Source organism: Haloarchaeobius amylolyticus (assembly GCF_042678045.1).
Lineage (GTDB): Archaea > Halobacteriota > Halobacteria > Halobacteriales > Natrialbaceae > Natrinema > Natrinema amylolyticus_A.
The window spans coordinates 326,879-345,832 of record NZ_JBHUDI010000005.1 but is presented as its reverse complement, the minus strand read 5'-3'; the positions used below and the strand labels follow the sequence as shown (position 1 = coordinate 345,832).

Annotated in this window: 16 protein-coding genes; 7 read left to right on the top strand and 9 right to left on the bottom strand. The window is 64.6% G+C overall.

What is annotated here, in order from left to right:
* The first annotated feature begins 26 nt into the window (after positions 1–26).
* On the top strand, positions 27–1,271 hold the full coding sequence (locus tag ACFR99_RS10500) for a glycosyltransferase (protein ID WP_390287043.1): 1,245 nt from the start codon (positions 27–29) through the stop codon (positions 1,269–1,271).
* Positions 1,272–1,340: 69 nt separating this feature from the next.
* On the top strand, positions 1,341–2,234 hold the full coding sequence (locus tag ACFR99_RS10495; RefSeq protein WP_390287041.1) for a universal stress protein: 894 nt from the start codon (positions 1,341–1,343) through the stop codon (positions 2,232–2,234).
* Positions 2,235–2,246: 12 nt separating this feature from the next.
* Here ACFR99_RS10495 and ACFR99_RS10490 read toward each other — a convergent pair whose 3' ends face one another.
* Positions 2,247–3,620, bottom strand: a complete 1,374-nt coding sequence (locus ACFR99_RS10490; protein ID WP_390287039.1) for an ADP-dependent glucokinase/phosphofructokinase — start codon at positions 3,618–3,620, stop codon at positions 2,247–2,249.
* A gap of 105 nt (positions 3,621–3,725) precedes the next feature.
* On the opposite strand from ACFR99_RS10490, the gene ppsA reads away from it, so the two are divergent.
* A complete protein-coding gene (gene ppsA / locus ACFR99_RS10485) occupies positions 3,726–6,005 on the top strand; it encodes a pyruvate, water dikinase (protein ID WP_390287037.1) in 2,280 nt (759 codons plus the stop codon).
* Here the strand turns inward: ppsA and ACFR99_RS10480 are convergent.
* From ACFR99_RS10480 to ACFR99_RS10465, 4 genes are all read right to left on the bottom strand, one after another.
* Positions 6,002–6,865 carry a class 1 fructose-bisphosphatase gene (locus ACFR99_RS10480; protein ID WP_390287035.1) on the bottom strand — a complete coding sequence of 288 codons (864 nt, stop codon included), beginning with the start codon at positions 6,863–6,865 and terminating at the stop codon, positions 6,002–6,004. The two genes, ppsA and ACFR99_RS10480, sit on opposite strands and share 4 nt — an antisense overlap.
* 1 nt (position 6,866) lies before the next feature.
* Positions 6,867–7,661, bottom strand: a complete 795-nt coding sequence (locus tag ACFR99_RS10475; RefSeq protein WP_092929029.1) for a class I fructose-bisphosphate aldolase — start codon at positions 7,659–7,661, stop codon at positions 6,867–6,869.
* Positions 7,662–7,801: 140 nt separating this feature from the next.
* A complete protein-coding gene (locus ACFR99_RS10470; protein WP_390287033.1) occupies positions 7,802–8,536 on the bottom strand; it encodes a hypothetical protein in 735 nt (244 codons plus the stop codon).
* 272 nt (positions 8,537–8,808) lie between these two features.
* Positions 8,809–9,855, bottom strand: a complete 1,047-nt coding sequence (locus ACFR99_RS10465; protein ID WP_390287031.1) for a phytoene/squalene synthase family protein — start codon at positions 9,853–9,855, stop codon at positions 8,809–8,811.
* Between the two features lie 263 nt (positions 9,856–10,118).
* Between ACFR99_RS10465 and ACFR99_RS10460 the strand changes: the two genes are divergently transcribed.
* Together ACFR99_RS10460 and ACFR99_RS10455 are read left to right on the top strand one after the other, a co-directional pair.
* On the top strand, positions 10,119–11,771 hold the full coding sequence (locus tag ACFR99_RS10460) for a long-chain fatty acid--CoA ligase (RefSeq protein WP_390287029.1): 1,653 nt from the start codon (positions 10,119–10,121) through the stop codon (positions 11,769–11,771).
* Between the two features lie 149 nt (positions 11,772–11,920).
* On the top strand, positions 11,921–13,066 hold the full coding sequence (locus ACFR99_RS10455; protein WP_390287027.1) for an acyl-CoA dehydrogenase: 1,146 nt from the start codon (positions 11,921–11,923) through the stop codon (positions 13,064–13,066).
* A gap of 26 nt (positions 13,067–13,092) precedes the next feature.
* On the opposite strand, the gene ACFR99_RS10450 is transcribed toward ACFR99_RS10455, so the two are convergent.
* A complete protein-coding gene (locus ACFR99_RS10450) occupies positions 13,093–13,377 on the bottom strand; it encodes a helix-turn-helix transcriptional regulator (RefSeq protein WP_390287025.1) in 285 nt (94 codons plus the stop codon).
* A gap of 42 nt (positions 13,378–13,419) precedes the next feature.
* The gene (locus tag ACFR99_RS10445; RefSeq protein WP_390287023.1) at positions 13,420–14,325 is read right to left on the bottom strand and encodes a DUF3267 domain-containing protein; all 906 of its coding nucleotides are present in this window, start codon (positions 14,323–14,325) and stop codon (positions 13,420–13,422) included.
* A gap of 135 nt (positions 14,326–14,460) precedes the next feature.
* Here ACFR99_RS10445 and ACFR99_RS10440 point away from each other — a divergent pair, with 135 nt between their 5' ends.
* Complete coding sequence (locus ACFR99_RS10440; protein ID WP_390287021.1) at positions 14,461–14,742, top strand: DUF7111 family protein; 282 nt, start codon at positions 14,461–14,463, stop codon at positions 14,740–14,742.
* A 193-nt stretch (positions 14,743–14,935) separates the two neighbouring features.
* A complete protein-coding gene (locus ACFR99_RS10435; protein WP_390287019.1) occupies positions 14,936–16,363 on the top strand; it encodes a heme o synthase in 1,428 nt (475 codons plus the stop codon).
* Positions 16,364–16,588: 225 nt separating this feature from the next.
* On the opposite strand, the gene ACFR99_RS10430 is transcribed toward ACFR99_RS10435, so the two are convergent.
* Positions 16,589–17,005 (bottom strand): cupredoxin domain-containing protein, encoded by a 417-nt coding sequence (locus ACFR99_RS10430; protein ID WP_390287017.1) that lies wholly within the window; start codon positions 17,003–17,005, stop codon positions 16,589–16,591.
* A 312-nt stretch (positions 17,006–17,317) separates the two neighbouring features.
* Complete coding sequence (locus ACFR99_RS10425; protein WP_390287015.1) at positions 17,318–18,943, bottom strand: SLC13 family permease; 1,626 nt, start codon at positions 18,941–18,943, stop codon at positions 17,318–17,320.
* Positions 18,944–18,954 lie beyond the last annotated feature (11 nt).

Here is an 18,954-nt window from a genome sequence, read left to right as displayed (position 1 = left end):
CGTCGTCGTCCGAACGGGTACGGACGATGCACGCTCCCTCGTTACCGGACCGATCGATCGACGCGTACGCCGCCGTGACGGAACGCGACCGCCTCGAGCGACTGCGTTCACTCGCCGAGGCGCTTTCGGACGTCCGGATCCTCCACGTCAATTCGACGGCGACCGGCGGCGGGGTCGCGGAACTGCTCCGTTCGATCGTGCCGGTCTGCAACGACCTCGGTATCGACACTGACTGGCTCGTCATGGACGCCGACGACGACTTCTTCGAGGTCACGAAGGCGATCCACAACGGCCTCCAGGGGAGCGGCGAGCCGTTGACCGACGAGATGAAAGCGACCTATCGAGCGGTGACAGCACGGAACGCGGCCGAGATCGAGGACGAATACGACCTCGTCGTCGCTCACGATCCACAGCCGCTCGGCATGCTCGAGGGACTCACAGAGCGACTGTCGGACGCGCCGATCGTCTGGCGGTGTCACGTCGATCTCACCGACCCGGTCGAGGAGTACCGCGCGTTCGTGTCGGCGTACGCGGATCGGATCGATCACGGGATTTTCAGCCGCTCCGCGTACGCGGCGGCGATCGACGTGCCGGAGACGAGCATCGTCTACCCGTCGATCGATCCGGTGACGGAGAAGAACCGATCGCTCGACGAGGCGGAGGTCGCGACCGAACGGGACCGACTGGATCCGCTCTCGTTCGACGCGCCAGTGGTGACACAGGTGTCGCGCTTCGATCCCTGGAAGGATCAGTTCGGAACGCTCGAGGCGTATCGACGTGCCCGGAAGGACGTTCCGGAGCTCCAGCTGGTGCTTGCCGGTGGGATGGCCGGCGACGATCCGGAGGGGCTGGCGCTGTACGAGCAAGTCGCCAACGAAGCGGTCGACGATCCGAACGTCCACGTCCTGACGGATCTCCCGGATACGACGATAAACGCCCTCCAGCGGCTGTCGGACGCCGTCGTCCAGAAGTCCCTCCGCGAAGGATTCGGACTCGTCGTCTCGGAGGCACTCTGGAAGCGCACGCCGGTCGTCGGATCGACGGTCGGTGGCATCCCGCTGCAGATCGAGGACGGCCGGAACGGCTACCTCGTCGAGCCGGACGACGCGACGGCCGCCGGCGACCGGATCGTCGCGCTCCTCGAGGACGACGAGCGGCGAACGGAGTTCGGCGCGAACGCCCGGGAGCACGTTCGCGAACGCTTCTTGCTCCCTCGGCAACTCGTGGCTCTCCTCGAGGTTTTCGTCGAGACGCTGAAACGTGATCGCTGATAGCGATACCGACCGGCAGCCCCCCACACAGTTAACCGCCGAGCCGGTGAAGCAATGCAGGACTCTCCAATGAGCCGGTTCATCGAATCGATACTGATACCGACCGACGGCAGCGACGGGGCGCTCGCGGGTGCGACACACGGGATCGCGCTCGCGTCGCGGACGGACGCGAACCTCCACGTCCTGTCGGTCATCGAATCCCGACTCTCGACGGCGGATTTCGACGAGTTCGGACGGCCACCGCTCGAGGAGGAGGCCGAGGAAGCGGTCGAGGACATCGCGGGGCTGGCAACGGAGTACGACACCGGCCTCGACGTCACGACACGGGTCAGGGAGGGAACGCCGTTCCAGTCGATCAGGGAGTACGCCAATCGGCGCGAGATCGACGTCATCACGATGGGGACGAAAGGCCGCACGGGGCTCGACAGGGTTCTTCTCGGGAGCGTGACCGAGAACGTCCTCCGAACGGCGCGAACGCCCGTACTCGCGGTCCCACCGACTGCCGGCGAACCCGATATCGACGACGTCCCGTTCGACCGACTCCTCTTGCCGACGGACGGCAGCGACGGGGCAGCGATCGCGACCGAGTGGGGGATCGAACTCGCGAGTCGGCTCGAGTCGTCGGTACATGCGCTCTACTCGATCGACACCAGTTCACTGGGCGACGAGCGAGAGAGCGACGAATTCCTCGAGGTCCTCGAGGAAAGGGGCGAAGAAGCAATCGACGCGGTCCGGGAGCGCGGCGAGGAAGCCGGGGTTGACGTCTCGGGATCGATCGTGACCGGCTCTCCAGTGAAGGAGATTCCCACGTACGCGACCGAGAACGATGTCGACCTGATCGTCATGGGAACGCACGGTCGGACGGGGATCGGCCAGTGGTTCCTCGGGAGCGTCACCGAGAACATCGTCCGCCAGGCCGACGTGCCGGTGTTTTGCGTGCCGGTGAGCGCCGAGTCGCCGTGATGCCGTCGGCGACTACCGGTCGTTGGCCACGGCGAGTTCGAGAACGAAACTCGAGGACGAGACGATGTCGCCGATGCCGACCGTGCCCGCTGGCTCGTCGACGACGCGATTGGGGCAGGCGGCGACCGTGGGGGTCTCGAGGACCCCGTCCGCGGCCGTCTCGTCTATCTGATCCGCCAGCAGCTCGATCGCCTCGCGGCCCAGCGCTGAGGGCTCGTACGCCAGCCCGGTCTCGAGGTCGTCGGGCGACGTGATCTCCCCGCGGGCCGCCTTCGTCGCGGCGTTGACGGCAGCGAACTCGAGTCCCCGCCGAACGGCCGCCGGCGAGGGGAACGACTCCATCACGGCGAGGTGATACTCCATGGCGTGTAATTGAACGCAGTCGACGCCGAGTTCCTCGCGAACCGCCGCGAGCATCCGGTAGTGATCGAGTATCTCGTCCGGTTCGAACGGCGTCGCCTCCGACGGCGGATCCGCCACCGCCCCCAGGTTCGCGTCGTCGTGGAGCATCGTCAGCTCGTGCGTATCGGCACCCACGACGTTCGCCGCCGGCAAGATCCACTCGTACATGCTCTCCCTGAGGTCGTCGTCGTGGGTGACGGCGTACTCGATGTGGACGTCGACGTCGTTGCTCGACCGGAGTCGGTGGATGACCTCGCGTGCGTGGCGGTGTGTCTCCCCGTACCCGTCCGCTACGTGGTCGGGCGTGAGGTTGTGATACCCCGCGAGGAGGGCACCGCCGACGTCCTCGCCAACCTGGTCGATCGCCTCGTCGAGTTCGCCGGTAGTCAGGTCGAACTCCGGTGGTCTCGAGGCGGCGATGAAGCGGGTGTCCTCCGTCGCGGTCACGCCGAAGCATTCGTCACCCTCCCTGAACTCGAACACCCAGTTGATCTTCGTTCGATCCGTGTTGACGGCCTCTGACAGCGGGACGTAGCTCACCTGGCCGTCCTCGACGGTCGGATACCGAACCGCCTCGGGGTGTTCGAACATCGACAACTGTCGTTCGGAAACCAGGTACGTATACGTGATCGGGGCCGTCCCCAGCGCGGTGAGCAGGTTGGTCATGATTCCCGCCTGGCCGCCCATCTGCTGGCTGTCGGGTGGCAACTCCGACTCGAGGCTCGTCGCGAACTCGTCGGTCATCGCGATCTCGTCGCCCTGGCCGGCCGCCATCGTGTGTGCGATCGCCGCCGCGAGCTCTTGTTTCGACTCCAGCGGACTCGCGGGAACGTCCGCCCCGGGATCGGCCGGTCGATCGAGGAACGACTCCAGTTCCTCGTCGACCCGAACGATCGCGTCGACGTTCGCGTTGTAGGCGACGAACACCGGCAGCGCCTCGAGCGCGGCGATATCCCTCTCCAGTTGGGCGTGGGCGTCCTGCATGACACGGCTTCCTCCCAGACACAGCGGAATAATCCTGGGGTGCTCGTGCCGTCCGTCGTCCCCCTGCGAACTTATTGCCGTGCTCGTCGTCCGAGTGACGAACCGATGTCACGAGAGACGTTCGTCCGGTGGTTAGATGAGTTGAGCGGCGACGACACGGACGCGGTCGGCGGAAAGAGCGCGAACCTCGGCGAACTCGCCGACCTCGACGTGCCCGTCCTGCCCGGCTTCACGACGACCGCGTCGGCGTACGACTACTACGTCGAAGAGACGGGGACACACGCGGCAATCGAGTCGGAACTCGACGGACTCGACGTCGACGACGTCGCGGACCTCCAACGTCGCGGAGAGCGGATCAGGCGCACGATTTCGGAGGCATCGATGCCGCCACAACTCGAGTCGGCGGTCCTCGAGCGGTACGCCGAACTGGGGGACGAACTCGGAATCGACGACCCGGAGGTCGCCGTCAGGAGCTCCGCGACGGCCGAGGACCTCCCCGAGGCGTCGTTCGCCGGCCAGCAGGAGACGTTCCTGAACGTCGCTGGCGAGGCGGAGCTGCTCGAGTCGATCAAACACTGCTTCGCGTCGCTGTTTACCGATCGTGCGATCGCCTACCGCGAGAACAACGACTTCGACCACTTCGACGTCAAACTGGCCTGTACCGTCCAGAAGATGGGGCGGGCCGACCTGGCGTCCTCGGGCGTCCTGTTCACGCTCGATCCCGACACCGGATTTGACGAGGTCGTCACGATCGAGGCTGCCTACGGATTCGGCGAACCGATCGTCCAGGGCGTCGTCGACCCCGACCGGTACGTCGTTTTCAAACCCACCACCGGGATCGTCGAGAAGGAACGCGGCGGGAAGTCCCAGCGAATGGTTCGCCGAAACGGCGGCACCAAACTCGAGTCGGTGTCGGACGAGGATCGCGAGCAGTTCGCGCTCTCGGACGACCGGATCAGGGAACTGGCGACGTACGCGACCCGGATCGAGGACCACTTCGGGACGCCACAGGACGTCGAGTGGCTGGTCGACGGCGACCTCGACGAACTGTTCGTCGTCCAGGCCAGACCCGAGACGGTCCACGGGGCGGCCGAGGGGAACGTCCTCCGCACATACAGTCTCGAGGGCGAGGAAACCGACGAGCCACTGCTCGAGGGCGTCGCGATCGGGAACGCGATCGCGAGCGGGGCCGTCCGCGTCCTCTCCGACCACCGGGAGATGGCCCAGGCCGAGGAAGGCGACGTCCTCGTCACCGAGATGACCGATCCCGATTGGGTGCCGGTCATGAAACGCGCGAGCGCTATCGTCACCGATAGAGGTGGCAAGACGTCCCACGCCGCGATCGTCTCCCGGGAACTGGGGATCCCCGCGATCGTTCGCACGGGAGATGCCACCGACACGCTGGCCGACGGCGACCGCGTGACGGTCGACTGCGCTGCCGACACCGGCCACGTCTACGAGGGCGAACTCGAGTACGAGGTCGACGAGGAGGCCGTAGACGACCTTCCCGAGACCGACACTGACGTCAAACTGATCCTCGGCGACCCCGGCCGAGCGTTTTCGCTCGCGGACCTCCCTGTCGACGGCGTCGGCCTGGCGCGCGAGGAGTTCATCGTCACCTCCCACGTCGGCTCCCATCCGCTCGAGTTACTCGAGCGGGGCGAGGAAGAGCGGTTCATCGACGCCCTCCGGACGGGAATCTCGAAGATCGGTGCCGCGTTCTACCCGAACGAGGTCGTCTTCCGGCTCAGTGACTTCAAGACCGACGAGTATCGCAATCTCGAGGGCGGCTGGAAGTACGAACCCGACGAGGCGAACCCGATGCTCGGCTGGCGTGGCGCCTCCCGGTACTACGACGAGGAGTTCCGGGACGCGTTCCGGCTCGAGTGTGAGGCGCTCCGCCAGGCTCGCGAGGAGGTGGGACTGGACAATGTGATCGTGATGGTCCCGTTCTGTCGGACGCCCAAGGAGGGCGAACGGGTCCTCGAACTGACGGACGACTACGGCCTCTCGCGCGACGAGATGGACGTCTACGTGATGGCGGAACTGCCCGCGAACATCGTGCTCGCGGATCAGTTCTCGGAGCTGTTCGACGGCTTCTCCATCGGATCGAACGACCTCACGCAACTCACTCTCGGCGTGGATCGCAACTCGGAGAAACTCGCGCCGCTGTTCGACGAGACCGACGAGTCAGTGACGCGGTCGATAACGTCGTTGATCGAGGAGGCCCACCGCCACGACCGTCCGGTCGGAATCTGCGGCGACGCACCCTCGACGATTCCGGAGTACACCGAGTTCCTGCTCGAGGCCGATATCGATTCGATCTCGGTTTCGCCGGACGTCGTGGTGGAGACAATCCTAACGGTGGCGGCGTTCGAATCCTAAGCGAGTGCGTCCTCGAGCCGGTCAATAAGCCTGGCGTTGCCGACGTGTAGCGGCACCCTGTCGTGGAGGTCGGTGGGTTCGACCTCGAGTATCGACTGACTCCCGTCGGAGGAGCGACCGCCGGCCGCTTCGATGAGGTACGCGATCGGGTTCCCCTCGAACTGCAGGCGGAGCTTTCCACGGGGGCTGTCCTCGAGGGCGGGGTAGGCGAAGATTCCGCCGTAGGTTAGCACCTGGTTGACGTCGCCGATCATCGCGCCGCCGTACCGGAGTTTGTGATCGGGATTCGACTCGATCTCGCGGACGTACTCCCGAAAGTCGTCGTGCCAGTGGGGGACCCGGCCGCCGAAGCCGTAGACGAGCGGGTCGTCGGGCAGAGTGATGTCTTCCTCGACGACCGTTCGTTCGCCGCCGGTGAGTTCGTACTTCGTGACCGAGCCGTCACGGGCACATGCCATCGTCGTAATCGGGCCGTAAAGAACCCAACCGGACGCGACGAGCGCGGAGCCCGGCGCAGGGAGGGGTTCGTCGTAGATGCCGAACACCGTCCCCATCGTGTTGTTCGATTTGAGGTTCGACGAGCCGTCGAGAGGATCGACGGCGACGTAGACCCGTTCGTCGCCGGCATCGATGATCTCGGACCGCTCCTCGCTCGCGTACTGGCCGACGCCGTCGATCGACGACAGCCGGTCGGCGAGCAGTTCGTCGGCCCAGATATCGGCCTCGGCCTGTGTCTCGCCGCTGGGGTTCTCATCGTCGGCTTTCCCCCGGCGACCGACCAGTCCCTGACGGATCTCGGCCGCCGAACGGGCGATCGTGGCGACGACGTCGTCGATCGGATCGGGATCGGAGGCGGTCATCCTATTCGGTCGCCTCGAGCGCGGCGTCGGCCGTCTCCTCCTCGTAGATGACTTTCTCGAGCGCGTCGAGCAGCCGGGTGGGGTCCTCGCGCTGCCAGACGTTGCGGCCGACGGCAAGGCCCTTCGCACCAGCGTCGATGACGGCCTCGACGGTCGAGAGGAACTCGTAGTCAGACGTTTTGGAGCCGCCGGACATGACGACCTTCATGTCGCCGGCACACTTGACGGCGTGGGCCATCGCGTCCTTGCTGCCGGGGTATTTGACCTTCGCGATGTCGGCACCGAGCTCGAGTGCCAGTCGGGTCGCATAGGAGATCGTCGAGGGCTTGGTATCGTTTTTCAGGCCCTGTCCGCGCGGGTACGACCACATGACCATCGGGAGGTCGTACTCGCGGCCCTTCTCCTGGGCATCGCGGAACTCCTCGACCATCTCGATCTCGTGGTTCGAGCCGCCGTAGACGGTAAAGCCGAGCGCGTCGGCACCCAGTTCCGCGGCGTAGTCGACCGAGCAGTTGACCGCCGAGTCGGGTTCGCCCATCCAGAGGTTCGAGGTGCCGTTTAATTTCAACAGGAGGTTTACGTCGTCCTCGTAGCTGGGGTAGTAGCCCTCGGCGATCCCCTTCTGGACCGCCATCGCGGTGACGGCGTCGTGGGTCGCCGTTTCGAAGACCGTCGACGGATCGAGTTTCTCCGGAACATCCTCGAAGTCGACTGGGCCGTGCTCGAGTCCGTGGTCCATCGCCAGAATCAGTGACTTGCCGTCGCGAACGATCGGAGAGTCGTCGATCGGAATCATCTGTTAGACGGTCCAACAGGCCGCTATAAATCTCTGATGATCCGCTGCATCGAATATTGAGTACGGCTATAGTTAGCAACTCCAGCAGCGACGGTCGGGAGCCGGTTCGGGCCCGAGGTGAACACCGCGCACCCACACGCTTACTCGAGCAGCTCTCGGGCGTTGTGTCGCCACGTCCGGACGTGCAACACGTTGAGGTCCAGGAGATCGGCGACGGTCATCGCGTCGATCGTCGCTAACCGCTCGGCCGACTGGATACCGGCCTCGGCCAGGGTGTCGGCGTCGGCGGGGCCCACACCCGTGACCGCCGTTACCGGTGTCGGCTTCGGGTACGGCCGCTCCGCGGGTCGGTTCCGGCCGACCGAGATCGACTCCGTGTGCTCGTATTCGAAGGCCTGCCAGGTCTCGTCCCCGCTGACTTCGATCCACTCGCGTTCGGCTTCGCCGAGCCCGCGAACCGCCGTCGACCGCTGATCGAGGTCGCCGTCGTTCTCGAACGACCACGGCAGCGACAACCGTCTGCGGAGGGCGTCCGCGATCGACTCGGCGACACCGTCGTCACGTAACTGTCGGTACGACCGCTCCCGTTCGAGGACCGCGTCGGGGTCGATCCCGGCGTCTACGAGCGCTTCGCGTTCTGCAGGCTCGAGTTCGGTTTCACCATCGAACACAGCTCCGATAGTGGTCGTTGCGTCTGACTCGGCCGCCGCATGAAGGTCGGCTTCGTCGAACTCGAGTTCGATACCGGTCGCGCCCTCGTCCTCGTCGTCGGCCCCGACGTCGACGGTGATCCCGATATCGACGACGTGGGACCCGCCGGTCTCGCTCTCGTGTTCCCCCTCGCTCGAGTCAGGGACGACGTCATTCTTGCTCACGCGATTCACCAGTCATCCATAGCTCACACTGTCTCGTCTTGAAACTTGTCTTCAGACGGATTACTGTCAGTCAGTTCCGGCGCACCCACGACCCGTCCTGCGGGTGCGTCGGTCACTCGGGACAGCAGACTGTATCACTCGTCGATCGGTCAGTGACAGCGATCGGGCTCGACTACTCGGCGACGCCGGTTGACGGACGCGCCGGGTTTTGCCCCGAACACGCGTCTCGTGTGCGACCCACGTTGAGGGTCCGTCTCGTCACGCAGCAGCCGTCACTGGTGAAGCGGCTGTTCGGACATCGTGGCGCGCAGTTCGTCGAGTCGCGAGCGGGAGACGCCGTCCTCGAACTGCTGAAGGAGTTCGTACACTTCGGCGCGAGAGACCTTGACGTCGCCCTCTCGGACCACGTCCTCGGGGCGTTCACGTAGCTCTCGGAGCGTGCCGACCGCCAGCAGATAGGGGATCGCCCACGCCGAGAGGCGGTTGCCGTGGTGTTCGGGGACGATCTCGAGATAGCGCTGTGCGTCGTCGAGGTAGCGTTCGGCACGGCCCGTCACGCGCTTGATGACGTTCGTGACGCCGCTCTGGTGGGCTTCGTCGGTGACTGCCTCGACATCGACGTCCTCCGCCGCGAGCCACTCGGCGGGGAGATACACGTTGTTTTCCTCGTGATAGTCGTCGTCGACGTCTTTCGCGATGTTGACCAGTTGCAACAGGAGCGCGAACGAACGGGCGTTTTCGCGCATCTCCTCGGCACGCTCCTGTGTGGTTCCCCGGGCGACCAGACCGGTGATCAGGGTGCCGACGGTGCCGGCAGCGTACCAGCAGTATTCCTCGAGTTCCTCGATGGTCTGCAGACGCAGGCCGCCCTCGTTCGCATACCGGTCGGTGAACATCGCCATCCCGTCGACGAGTTCGCGGACCGGTTCACGCATGATCTCACGAGGGTTCTCCTCGAGCGATTCGAACGTTCGGAGCACCCGCGGCGTCTCGGCGACGACTTCCCAGTCGTCGGTTCGCTCGTCGGGGATCCAGGGTTCGACGTCGTCCATGAACGCCGCTACCGACTGCTCGGCGTCGGGATCGAGCAACGCATCGTACGTTGAGAGCAGGTCGGTCTGGGTCTCCGGCGGGATATGTCCCGCGTCCTCGATCGTATCCGCGATTCTGCACAAGAGATATCCGAGACAGATGTGTCTCGCCATCGGCTCTTCGAGCCGATCGATCGTGATCGAAAAGGTTCGCGAAACGCCATGAACCGCATCGTAACACCACTCGAGGTCGGCATCGGTGGCGGGTTCGGGCTGGCCCGTGGTCATCTACTTACGTTAGTTTGGTGACCATCCGGAAAAACGCCGCGGTCGCGGCGTGATCTTCCGATCGAGTGCAGGCTGGATCGAATCCGGTGTATTAGCCCGTCTCTCGCCATCTCTGTTCTGATACCTGCGTTTATCCATCCGCTGGCCGTCGGCGACGGCAGCGGTGTTTGCGATCCACGCCGCGACGACAGGAGCGGCCGACGAAGTGATAGCCGAGCGATAAAAAGAGTAATGCGGTGTTTGAACATATGACATAGACACCGATGCCAGGGGGAACAAGCCAGACACTGCGACCGTTTTTGTGGCGTGCAACCAACCTGTATCCCGACACGGAGATCGTCTCCCGCAATCACGACGGATTGCAGCGATACACCTACAGCGAGTACGAGGACCGGACCTGCCAACTCGCGAACGCGCTCGAGGAATCCGGAATCGAAGCGGGTGACCGGATCGGTACGTTTTGCTGGAACCACTCGCGGCACTTCGAGACGTACTTCGCCGTCCCCTCGATGGGGGCACAGCTCCATACGATCAATCCGTTGCTGCCCGATGCCCACATCCAGTACATCGTTGACAACGCCGACGATCAACTGCTCTTCGTCGATCCATCGCTCGCGCCGAAACTCGCGAGTGCGGTCGCCGATGCCGACGACGAGTTCGACGGCGTCGACTTCGTCGTCATGGGCAGCGAGGAAGTCGACGATCTCGAGGCGACCCCCTACGAGTCGTTCATCGGGGATCACGAGTCCGATTACGACTGGCCCGACGTCGACGAGGACCAGCCGGCGGGGATGTGTTACACGTCGGGGACGACCGGCAACCCGAAAGGCGTCGAATACACCCAGCAGATGCTCTGGTGCCACACGATGGCTTCCCAGACCCCACAGGGGATTCCGATGGCCGACGACGACGTCGTCATGCCCGTCGTGCCGATGTTCCACGTCAACGCCTGGGGGATGCCGTTTACGGCGACCGCGGGCGGTGCCAAACAGGTCTTCCCCGGCCCCTCACCGGAGCCCGAAGACCTCGCCACCCTCATCGAAACCGAGGGCGTGACGATCAGCGCCGGCGTGCCGACCGTCTGGCTCGGCCTGATGGAGTACTGCTCGGAGAACGAGGTCGACCTCTCGGCGCTCGAGACGGTGATCGTCGGCGGCTCGGCGGCGCCGAAAGCGATGATCGAGTGGTTCGACGAGCAAGGTGTCGAGGTGCTCCACGCCTGGGGAATGACCGAGTTAGCGCCGATCGGGACGGTCTCACATCTCAAAGCCGACCTGCAGGACGCGGACTACGACACGCAGGTCGACAAGCGCAGCAAGCAGGGGCTGGTGGTTCCCGGCCTCGAGTTCAAAGTGATCGGCGACGACGGCGAGGAGGTCGCCTGGGACGGCGAGGAGTTCGGTGAACTGTGGATCCGTGGGCCGTGGGTGACGACGGAGTACTTCAAACGGCCCGAGGCGAACGAGACGGAGTTCGAAGACGGCTGGCTCAAGACTGGCGACGTCGTCACCGTCGACGAGGACGGCTACATGGAGCTCGTCGATCGAGAGAAAGACGTCATCAAGTCCGGCGGCGAGTGGATCTCGTCGGTCGAACTCGAGAACGCGATCATGGCCCACGACGACGTCTCCGAGGCGGCCGTCGTCGGCGTCCCTCACGAGCGCTGGCAGGAACGGCCGGTCGCGTTCGTCGTCCCTAGCGAGGACGCCGACCGCGAGTCGTTGCGCGACGAAATCGACGACATGCTCGCCGAGGAGTACCCCAAGTGGTGGCTGCCCGACGAGATAGAATTCATCAAGCAAGTGCCGAAGACGGCGACGGGCAAGTTCTCCAAGAAGGACATCCGCGAGGAGTACGCCGACCAGTCACTCGTCGAGGGACAGGTTCCGGAAGAGGCCGCTCCCGATCGCGACTGATCCCAGTCGCACCGCAGGCCCGGTGACTCGACACACCGATGTTTACTCGCTTCACAACCTGTACTAACAGTTCTAAGTCGAACAGTCCCTTAACAATACGATAGACGAAATAGCGAACAATAAAGAGTCGAGACCTCGAACCGACGTGTATGGACTTTGCACTCTCCCCCGAACAACAACAGATTCGGGATATGGTATCGGAGTTCGTCGACGAGGAGATCGTCCCTGTCGCCGACGAAATCGATCACGACGACGAGTTCCCGTCCGATCTCATCGACGAGATGGCCAAGCTGGGGCTGATGGGGATGCCGTTCCCCGAGGAGTACGGCGGTGCCGGCCTCGACTATCACTCCTACGCGATCGGCCTCGAGGAGATTTCCCGTGGCTCGGGCGGGGTCGGGACGATCGTCGCCGCCCACACCTCGCTGGCGGGGAACATGCTCTACGAGTTCGGCGACGAGTCCCAGAAAGAGGAGTACCTGACGCCGCTTGCCGCCGGTGAGGACGTCGGTGCGTTCGCGCTCTCGGAAGCCGGTGCGGGCAGCGACGTCCCCGCCATGGACACGACTGCCGAGAAAGACGGCGACGAGTACGTGATCAACGGCGGCAAGCTCTGGATCTCGAACGGCTCGGTGGCCGACACGGTCACCCTCTTTGCGAAAACGGACCCCGACGCTGGTAACAAAGGGATCTCCTCGTTTATCGTCCGCCCCGAGGAGGACGACGGCTTCATCGTCGAAGGCACCGAGGAGAAACTCGGCGACAAGGGCTGTCCGACCGCCGAACTCCGCTTCGACGACCTCCGCATCCCCGAAGACCGACGGCTCGGCGACGAGGGCGAGGGCTTCGTCCACGCGCTGAAGACTCTCAACGGCGGCCGGATCACCATCGCCGCTCGCGGTGTCGGCATCGCCCGCGCGGCCTTCGAGGAGGCACGGGACTACGCGAACGAGCGCGAGCAGTTCGGCCAGCCCATCGGCGAGTTCCAGTCGATCAAACACAAGCTCGCGGACATGGACACGAAGATCCAGGCCGCGAAGCTGCTCATGCACAAGGCCGCCGACAAGAAGATTCGCGGCGAGAACTACATCAAAGACGCCGCCCAGGCCAAACTCTACGCCTCCGAAGTGAGCCGCGAGGTCGCAAACGAGGGCATCCAGATCCACGGCGGCTACGGCTACACCAAGGACTTCGCCGCCCAGCGGTTCTACCGCGACGCCAAGCTCAACGAGATCTACGAGGGCACCAGCGAAGTGCTTCGGAACACGATCGGCGATCAGCTGCTCGAGGGGTAGCGACCGCCCGACCGCCCGACATAGCCCTATTCTTCGAGGCAGTCCCGAATCCACGCGTAGTGGTCACGCACGCGCTGTGTGCCGGCGTCGGTCAGCGCGTAGACGTCGTGTAATCCCACCGTTCGCTTCTCGACGAAGCCCGCATCGACCAGCGCCGACAGCGAGCCGTAGAACGACTTGGGCTCGAGTCGGTCATCGTAGTGCGACTCGAGGCGTGATTTCAGTTGCTGGCCGCGCAGTTCCCCGTCCTCGGCCGCGGCGAGCAGGAAACAGATGTCCCGACGGCGGCCGCTCCGGAGCCACTTGGTCATACTACGGTTTCAGCGTAGTAGGGGCTCGAGCGTTACGGTTTCTTAGTCCGCTGCGAGCCAGCGGTGGGCGGTCGCGACGACCGTCCATGCGAGCCCACCGAGGGCGGCGACGGAGAGTAGAGCGCGGTCGCCGAGTTCGACCAGCGCGGTGCCGTCGGGCAGACGATAGTGACGAAACAACAGCCATCCCGACTCTGGATCGCCGAGGACGACGTCGCCGGAGCCGACGGCAAGCGAGAACAGCACGGCACCCACGGCGTAGAGTCCGAACATGGCGAGGGTACCGACGCTGCCGGCCAGAAACCGTGCGAGCAGTGGCATGCCCGGCCGTCGGCTGAGTGTCCGGCTGCGTGCGCCGTAGATGCCGAAGCCGCGAACGTCACCGGGTGGGTCGCCCACGCGAACGTCGGCGGGGTACTGCCAGAGAACGGCAGCCATCCAGAGGTCGCCGATCGAGCCGGCCGCGTTCGCCGCCAGTGGAACGATCAAAAGCGGTGTCGGGACGACGACCATCACGGCGACGCCGACGGCTGTGAGCACCACGAACGGAGCGAGCAGGGCGACGAGTAACTGATTGCGGGTGTAGTGTGTACCGCTGGTCCCGGCGTAGGCGTACGGGAGGACGAAATGGGAGACGCCGATCCCGTAGTCGGGGCTATCGCCATAGCGTGCCAGAAACACACCGTGGAGCAGTTCGTGGGGGACGACGACGCAGACGAGCAGCCCGACGGAGACGGCGAGCCAGCCAAGGACGGTCGGCGGTGACGAGGGCGCGATCACGATCGGCTCGAGTGAGGTGCCACGAATCCAGGCGAGGGCGTGGCCGAACACGTACGCGAAGCCGAAAAAGCCGACAGCCGAGACGGCGAGCCACTGCAACGTGACCGTTCGCGTCAGTTCGAACGCCGCGAGCGGTCGGCGGGCTGTCTGTGACTCGGAACGGCTCACGAGGCGAGCCTCGAAGGCAACCGAAAAATCGGTGTCGATGTATGCCTGCCAGTGGCGATCGTGACCCGACTCCCGAGACGGACTCTCCGCAGTGAAACCGACAGATATCCGGTTGTCGCCTCGTGAGTTCTCCGCATGACCGACGATCGGACGGCCGACGCGAACGGCATCACGGCCACCTACGAGGAAACCGAGACGGAGCGGCTCCTCTCGTTCGAGCGCGACACGGGCACCACGGCAGCGATCGCACAGAACCGCGAGGGGTACGCGATGTTGAAAGTGCGGCCGGCGGCCGATGGCGACGAACTCGAGCGCTACTATGGGTTCGATATGGCACTCGACCACGCCGGCGAGTTGCTGGGCGTCTCACCGCACGACCTCCCGATTCCGGACGCGGCTGCAGACATGGGAATGTAGCGTCGGACGACGACCACAGCGACCGGTGTCGCCGCCTCGGCGTCGACTCACTTGCCGGATGGGCTCACGGTTGTATCACGAGCCGATCGGCTGAAAGCGGAAAAAACTAGTCGGAACACGAGGGGGCCGGATGAAAGCGGCAAAAGCGGGAGCCCTAAATATACGGAGTCGAAGGGTGTAGACGATACTAGCCGTGGCAACAGAGTCGTTTCCCCGTCCGATCGGTACGCGACGACGCTTTTCAGCACTGCTCGCAGCGACCGCGCTGGGCGTCTACCTGCTGTTGATCGTCGGCGCGACGACCTCCCTGACGAACGCGACCGCGGCGTGTTCGACGTGGCCGACCTGTCACGCGCCGGTCGATCCGCTGAGCCAGACCGAACTCGCGATCGCGTGGGCCCACCGGCTGACGGCCGCCGTCGTCGGCCTGCTCGTCGCCACGACGGCGATCGCTGCGGTCCTCGGCAACGTCTCGAGCCGTGTCCAGTCGATACTCGTCGTTGGGGCACTCCTCTATGTCGTCCAGATCGGCGTGGGTGCCCTCACCGCGACGGTCGGTCCTGCTGCGATCGTCCCCGGGCTCCACCTCGCACTCGGGCTCGTGATCTTCTCGGCGGTCGTCCTCGCGCTCGCCTGGGACCTAGAGCTCGCGACCGGCAGCGACGACGACGCCATCGACTCACCGACGCCGCTCGAAGAACTCGAAGAGGACGTCCCGACCGCGTCCGGACGCACGCTGCCGACGAGTCGCCTCGCTCGCGCCCGACTCACTGCGATCGCGTACTTCCGAATGACGAAACCGCGGCTGATGTGGCTGCTCTGTCTGGTCGCTGCCGCCGGCATGGCGCTGGCTGCTGGCCCCGGCCTCGAGCTGTCGACTGTCCTCGCGACGCTCGGCGGCGGCGTCTTAGCGATCGGCGCGAGCGGCACGTTCAATCACGTCCTCGAGCGTGACGTCGACCAGCAGATGTCGCGGACGGCAGAACGGCCGCTCGCGGTCGATCTGATTCCGGTTCGGAACGCGCTCGCGTTCGGACTCGCGTTGACCGTCGCGTCGCTCGCCCTGTTCCTGACGATCAACCGACTGGCCGCGGCGCTCGGACTCGCCGCGATCCTGTTTTACAGCGTCGTCTATACGCTGATGCTCAAGCCGAACACGGTCCAGAACACGGTCATCGGCGGCGCTGCGGGGGCGCTCCCCGCGCTCATCGGCTGGGCTGCGGTCACCAACGAGATCGGCATGCCGGGGCTCGCACTCGCGGGTCTGATCTTCCTCTGGACGCCGGCACACTTCTACAACCTCGCGCTGGCCTACAAGGACGACTACGCCCGCGGTGGCTTCCCGATGATGCCGGTCGTTCGTGGAGAGACCGTCACCCGAAAGCACATCCTCTACTACATCGCCGCGACGCTCGCGAGCGCGATCGCGCTGACCTGGATCACCGACCTCGGCATGCTGTACGCCGTGACGGTCGTCCTCTTCGGCGGGATCTTCCTCTGGGCCGCCGTTCGCCTGCACTTCGAACAGACCGAGGCTGCCGCGTTTCGCTCGTTCCACGCCTCGAACGCGTTCCTCGGGGCCGTGTTGGTCGCGGTCCTCGTGGACGCGATGGCGTTCTGAGCCGTCGGATACCGACGCTCGTACGGTGCGTTTCATACGGTCTGCTGTCCCGATTTACCGGTGCACCCGAAGCACGGTCACGGTTGCACCAGCAATACTGACAGCAGTCCGTATCAGACATCTGCTCTCCGGTGTGCTCGCTCTCGAGTCACGACCGTCGCTCAGTTCGTGAGTGGAACGCAGATACGAAAGCAGTGAGCCGTTCGGAGAAGTTGGAGTCCCCTTTCAGTAATAGCCACCCCCATCAGAGCCGCTGTCATCGCCGAGTGGGTTCTCGATGGTGGCATCACCGATGCTCACCTTCATACTCATCCCCGAAAGGTCGGCGTCGCCGTGGACGGCACAATACACGTTGTACACCCCACTTTCCCCGAACGTGTGGGTCGTCTCTGCGCCGCCGGGGACCTCGCTGTCTTTCTCCCAGTTGTCCGAGGCTGCCGTGACCGTGTGGCGCGTCTCGTCCTCGTTGATCCAGGTGATCGTCGCATCCGTGTCGGCGTGGACGTTCCGCGGATCGAACTGCTCGCCGACCATCGACACGTCGGTGGTCGCTTCGCCAACCGGACCGCTCCCACCCAGACAGCCCGTTACGAACAACGTCGACAGACCCCCTGTCGCCGTGAGGAGCGTTCGACGGTTCATGTGTGCTAGCATACGTATTCCGACACAATAGCTGTTCGGAGCGATCGCGTTGCCCGACTGTACCGATCCGTTGTCGCTACCGCTGACAGGTGTCGAGCGTCGGCCACCCTGGTCGAACTCCCGCCAGGCGAGCGAGTGTCTGTCCCTCGAGGAGATCGACCGGCGTACCGCCAGCCGGTTTCGCACAACGGCAACCGAAGCGAGCCCTGACCGAGGCCGACAGTTGTCCGCTGAGAAGAGAACGAAACGACGGTCGCTGCTCGAGCCCACCTCGAGCCAGCCGAAACCAGCTATGCGAACGTCAGTCGGCTGTCACCACAGCAGATGTGGCCAGACGAACGTAAACAGCAGCCAGATAATTCCCGTCAGGACAGCCGTCATGATGGCGTTCAGGATGAGTCCCGTCCGGAGCATGTGACGCTGTTTGATATAGCCGCTACCGAACACGATAGCGTTGGGCGGCGTCGCAACCGGAAGCGCGAACGCGAAGCTCGCGGCGATCGCCCCGGAGACCGAGAGGAAGAGTGCGGTCGAGAAGTCGGTCAGTCCGAGCGTCGCCGAGAAGACGCTGCCCAGACTGATCAGGATCGGAACGATGATGCTGGTCGTCGCGGAGTTCGACGTCATCTCGGTGAGGAAGATGACCAGCAGGACGACCGCGCCGATGACGAGCACGATGGGTGCGCCGACGAGGTTGCCGAACACCGTCTCGGCGATCCACTCCGTCGCGCCCGTGTCCGCCAGCGCGTTCGCAAGCGAGATGCCGCCCCCGAACAGCAACAGCGTCCCCCAGTCGATGTCGACCAGTTCGTCCCACTCCATCGTGTCGGCCAGGACGAGCGCCGGCACTGCAGCGACGCCGACCATCACGTAGTAGAGCAGGCCCTGGTGCCCTTCGACGCCGAAGACCGTCATGTCCTCGCCGCCGAACAGCGTCGTCATCCAGGTACTCGAGAGGTACGGCTCGAAGAGCTCGCCGAGGCCACCGAGCATCCAGAGGCCAGCTGTCGCGGCGAAGATCATCGCTACGCGTTTGCCCCGCGGGTCGAGCTCGCCTTCCGCCTCGAGTTGCTCGCGGGCGATCGATCGCGCCTGGTCGACCTGTGGAATCTCCGGTGGGTAGAGGACGTACGTCAGGAGGAACCAGATCAGCGGGAGCGTCACGACGACGATCGGGAAGCCGACGAGGAACCAGTCGGCAAAGCCGATCTCGTAGTCGAGAATGGCGTTGAGCTGGCCGACGAGGATCGCGTTCGGCGGCGTGCCGATGATCGTTCCGACGCCGCCGACGCTCGCGGCATAGGCGGTCCCCAGCAGCATCGAGATCTGGATGTTCGTGAAGTCGGCCGTCGAGCCGACGGCGCCGCCATCAGGGACCGCGTCGGCGTCAGCCACGTCGGCGTCGGCCGCCGACTCCTGCGACGACGCGAGGTCGTCACGGTCGAGCACCTGGGTAAGGATGCCGACTGCGATAGGTGTCATCATCGCGGCCGTTGCAGTGTTGGAGACCCACATCGACAGGACGGCGGTCACGATCATGATCGCGAGCACCAGTCGACGCGGCGAGCTGCCCATCTTGGCGATGGTATACAGCGCGATCCGCCGATCGATATCGTACTTCTGAATACCGTTCGCAAGCATAAAGCCCGCGAGGAACAGGAAGACGATATGGTCCGCGAACCCCGCAAGTGCGGTGTCCATGGAGTCGTAGATGCCGGTTCCAGTCAGCAAGACCGGAATCGTCAGCGCGGTGACCGCCAGCGGGAGCGTGCCCGTCACCCAGAGGAAGCCAGCAAAGAACATGGTCGCGATCGCGTACTGGCCCGCGACCGACAGACCGGCCGGCGTGGGTGCTGCTGCGATCGCCACCATCCCAATCCCTGCAAGGAGAAATTGTACTAATCGCCTGTGTGAACCACCCAACAGTCCGTGTATCATTGATACAGGCG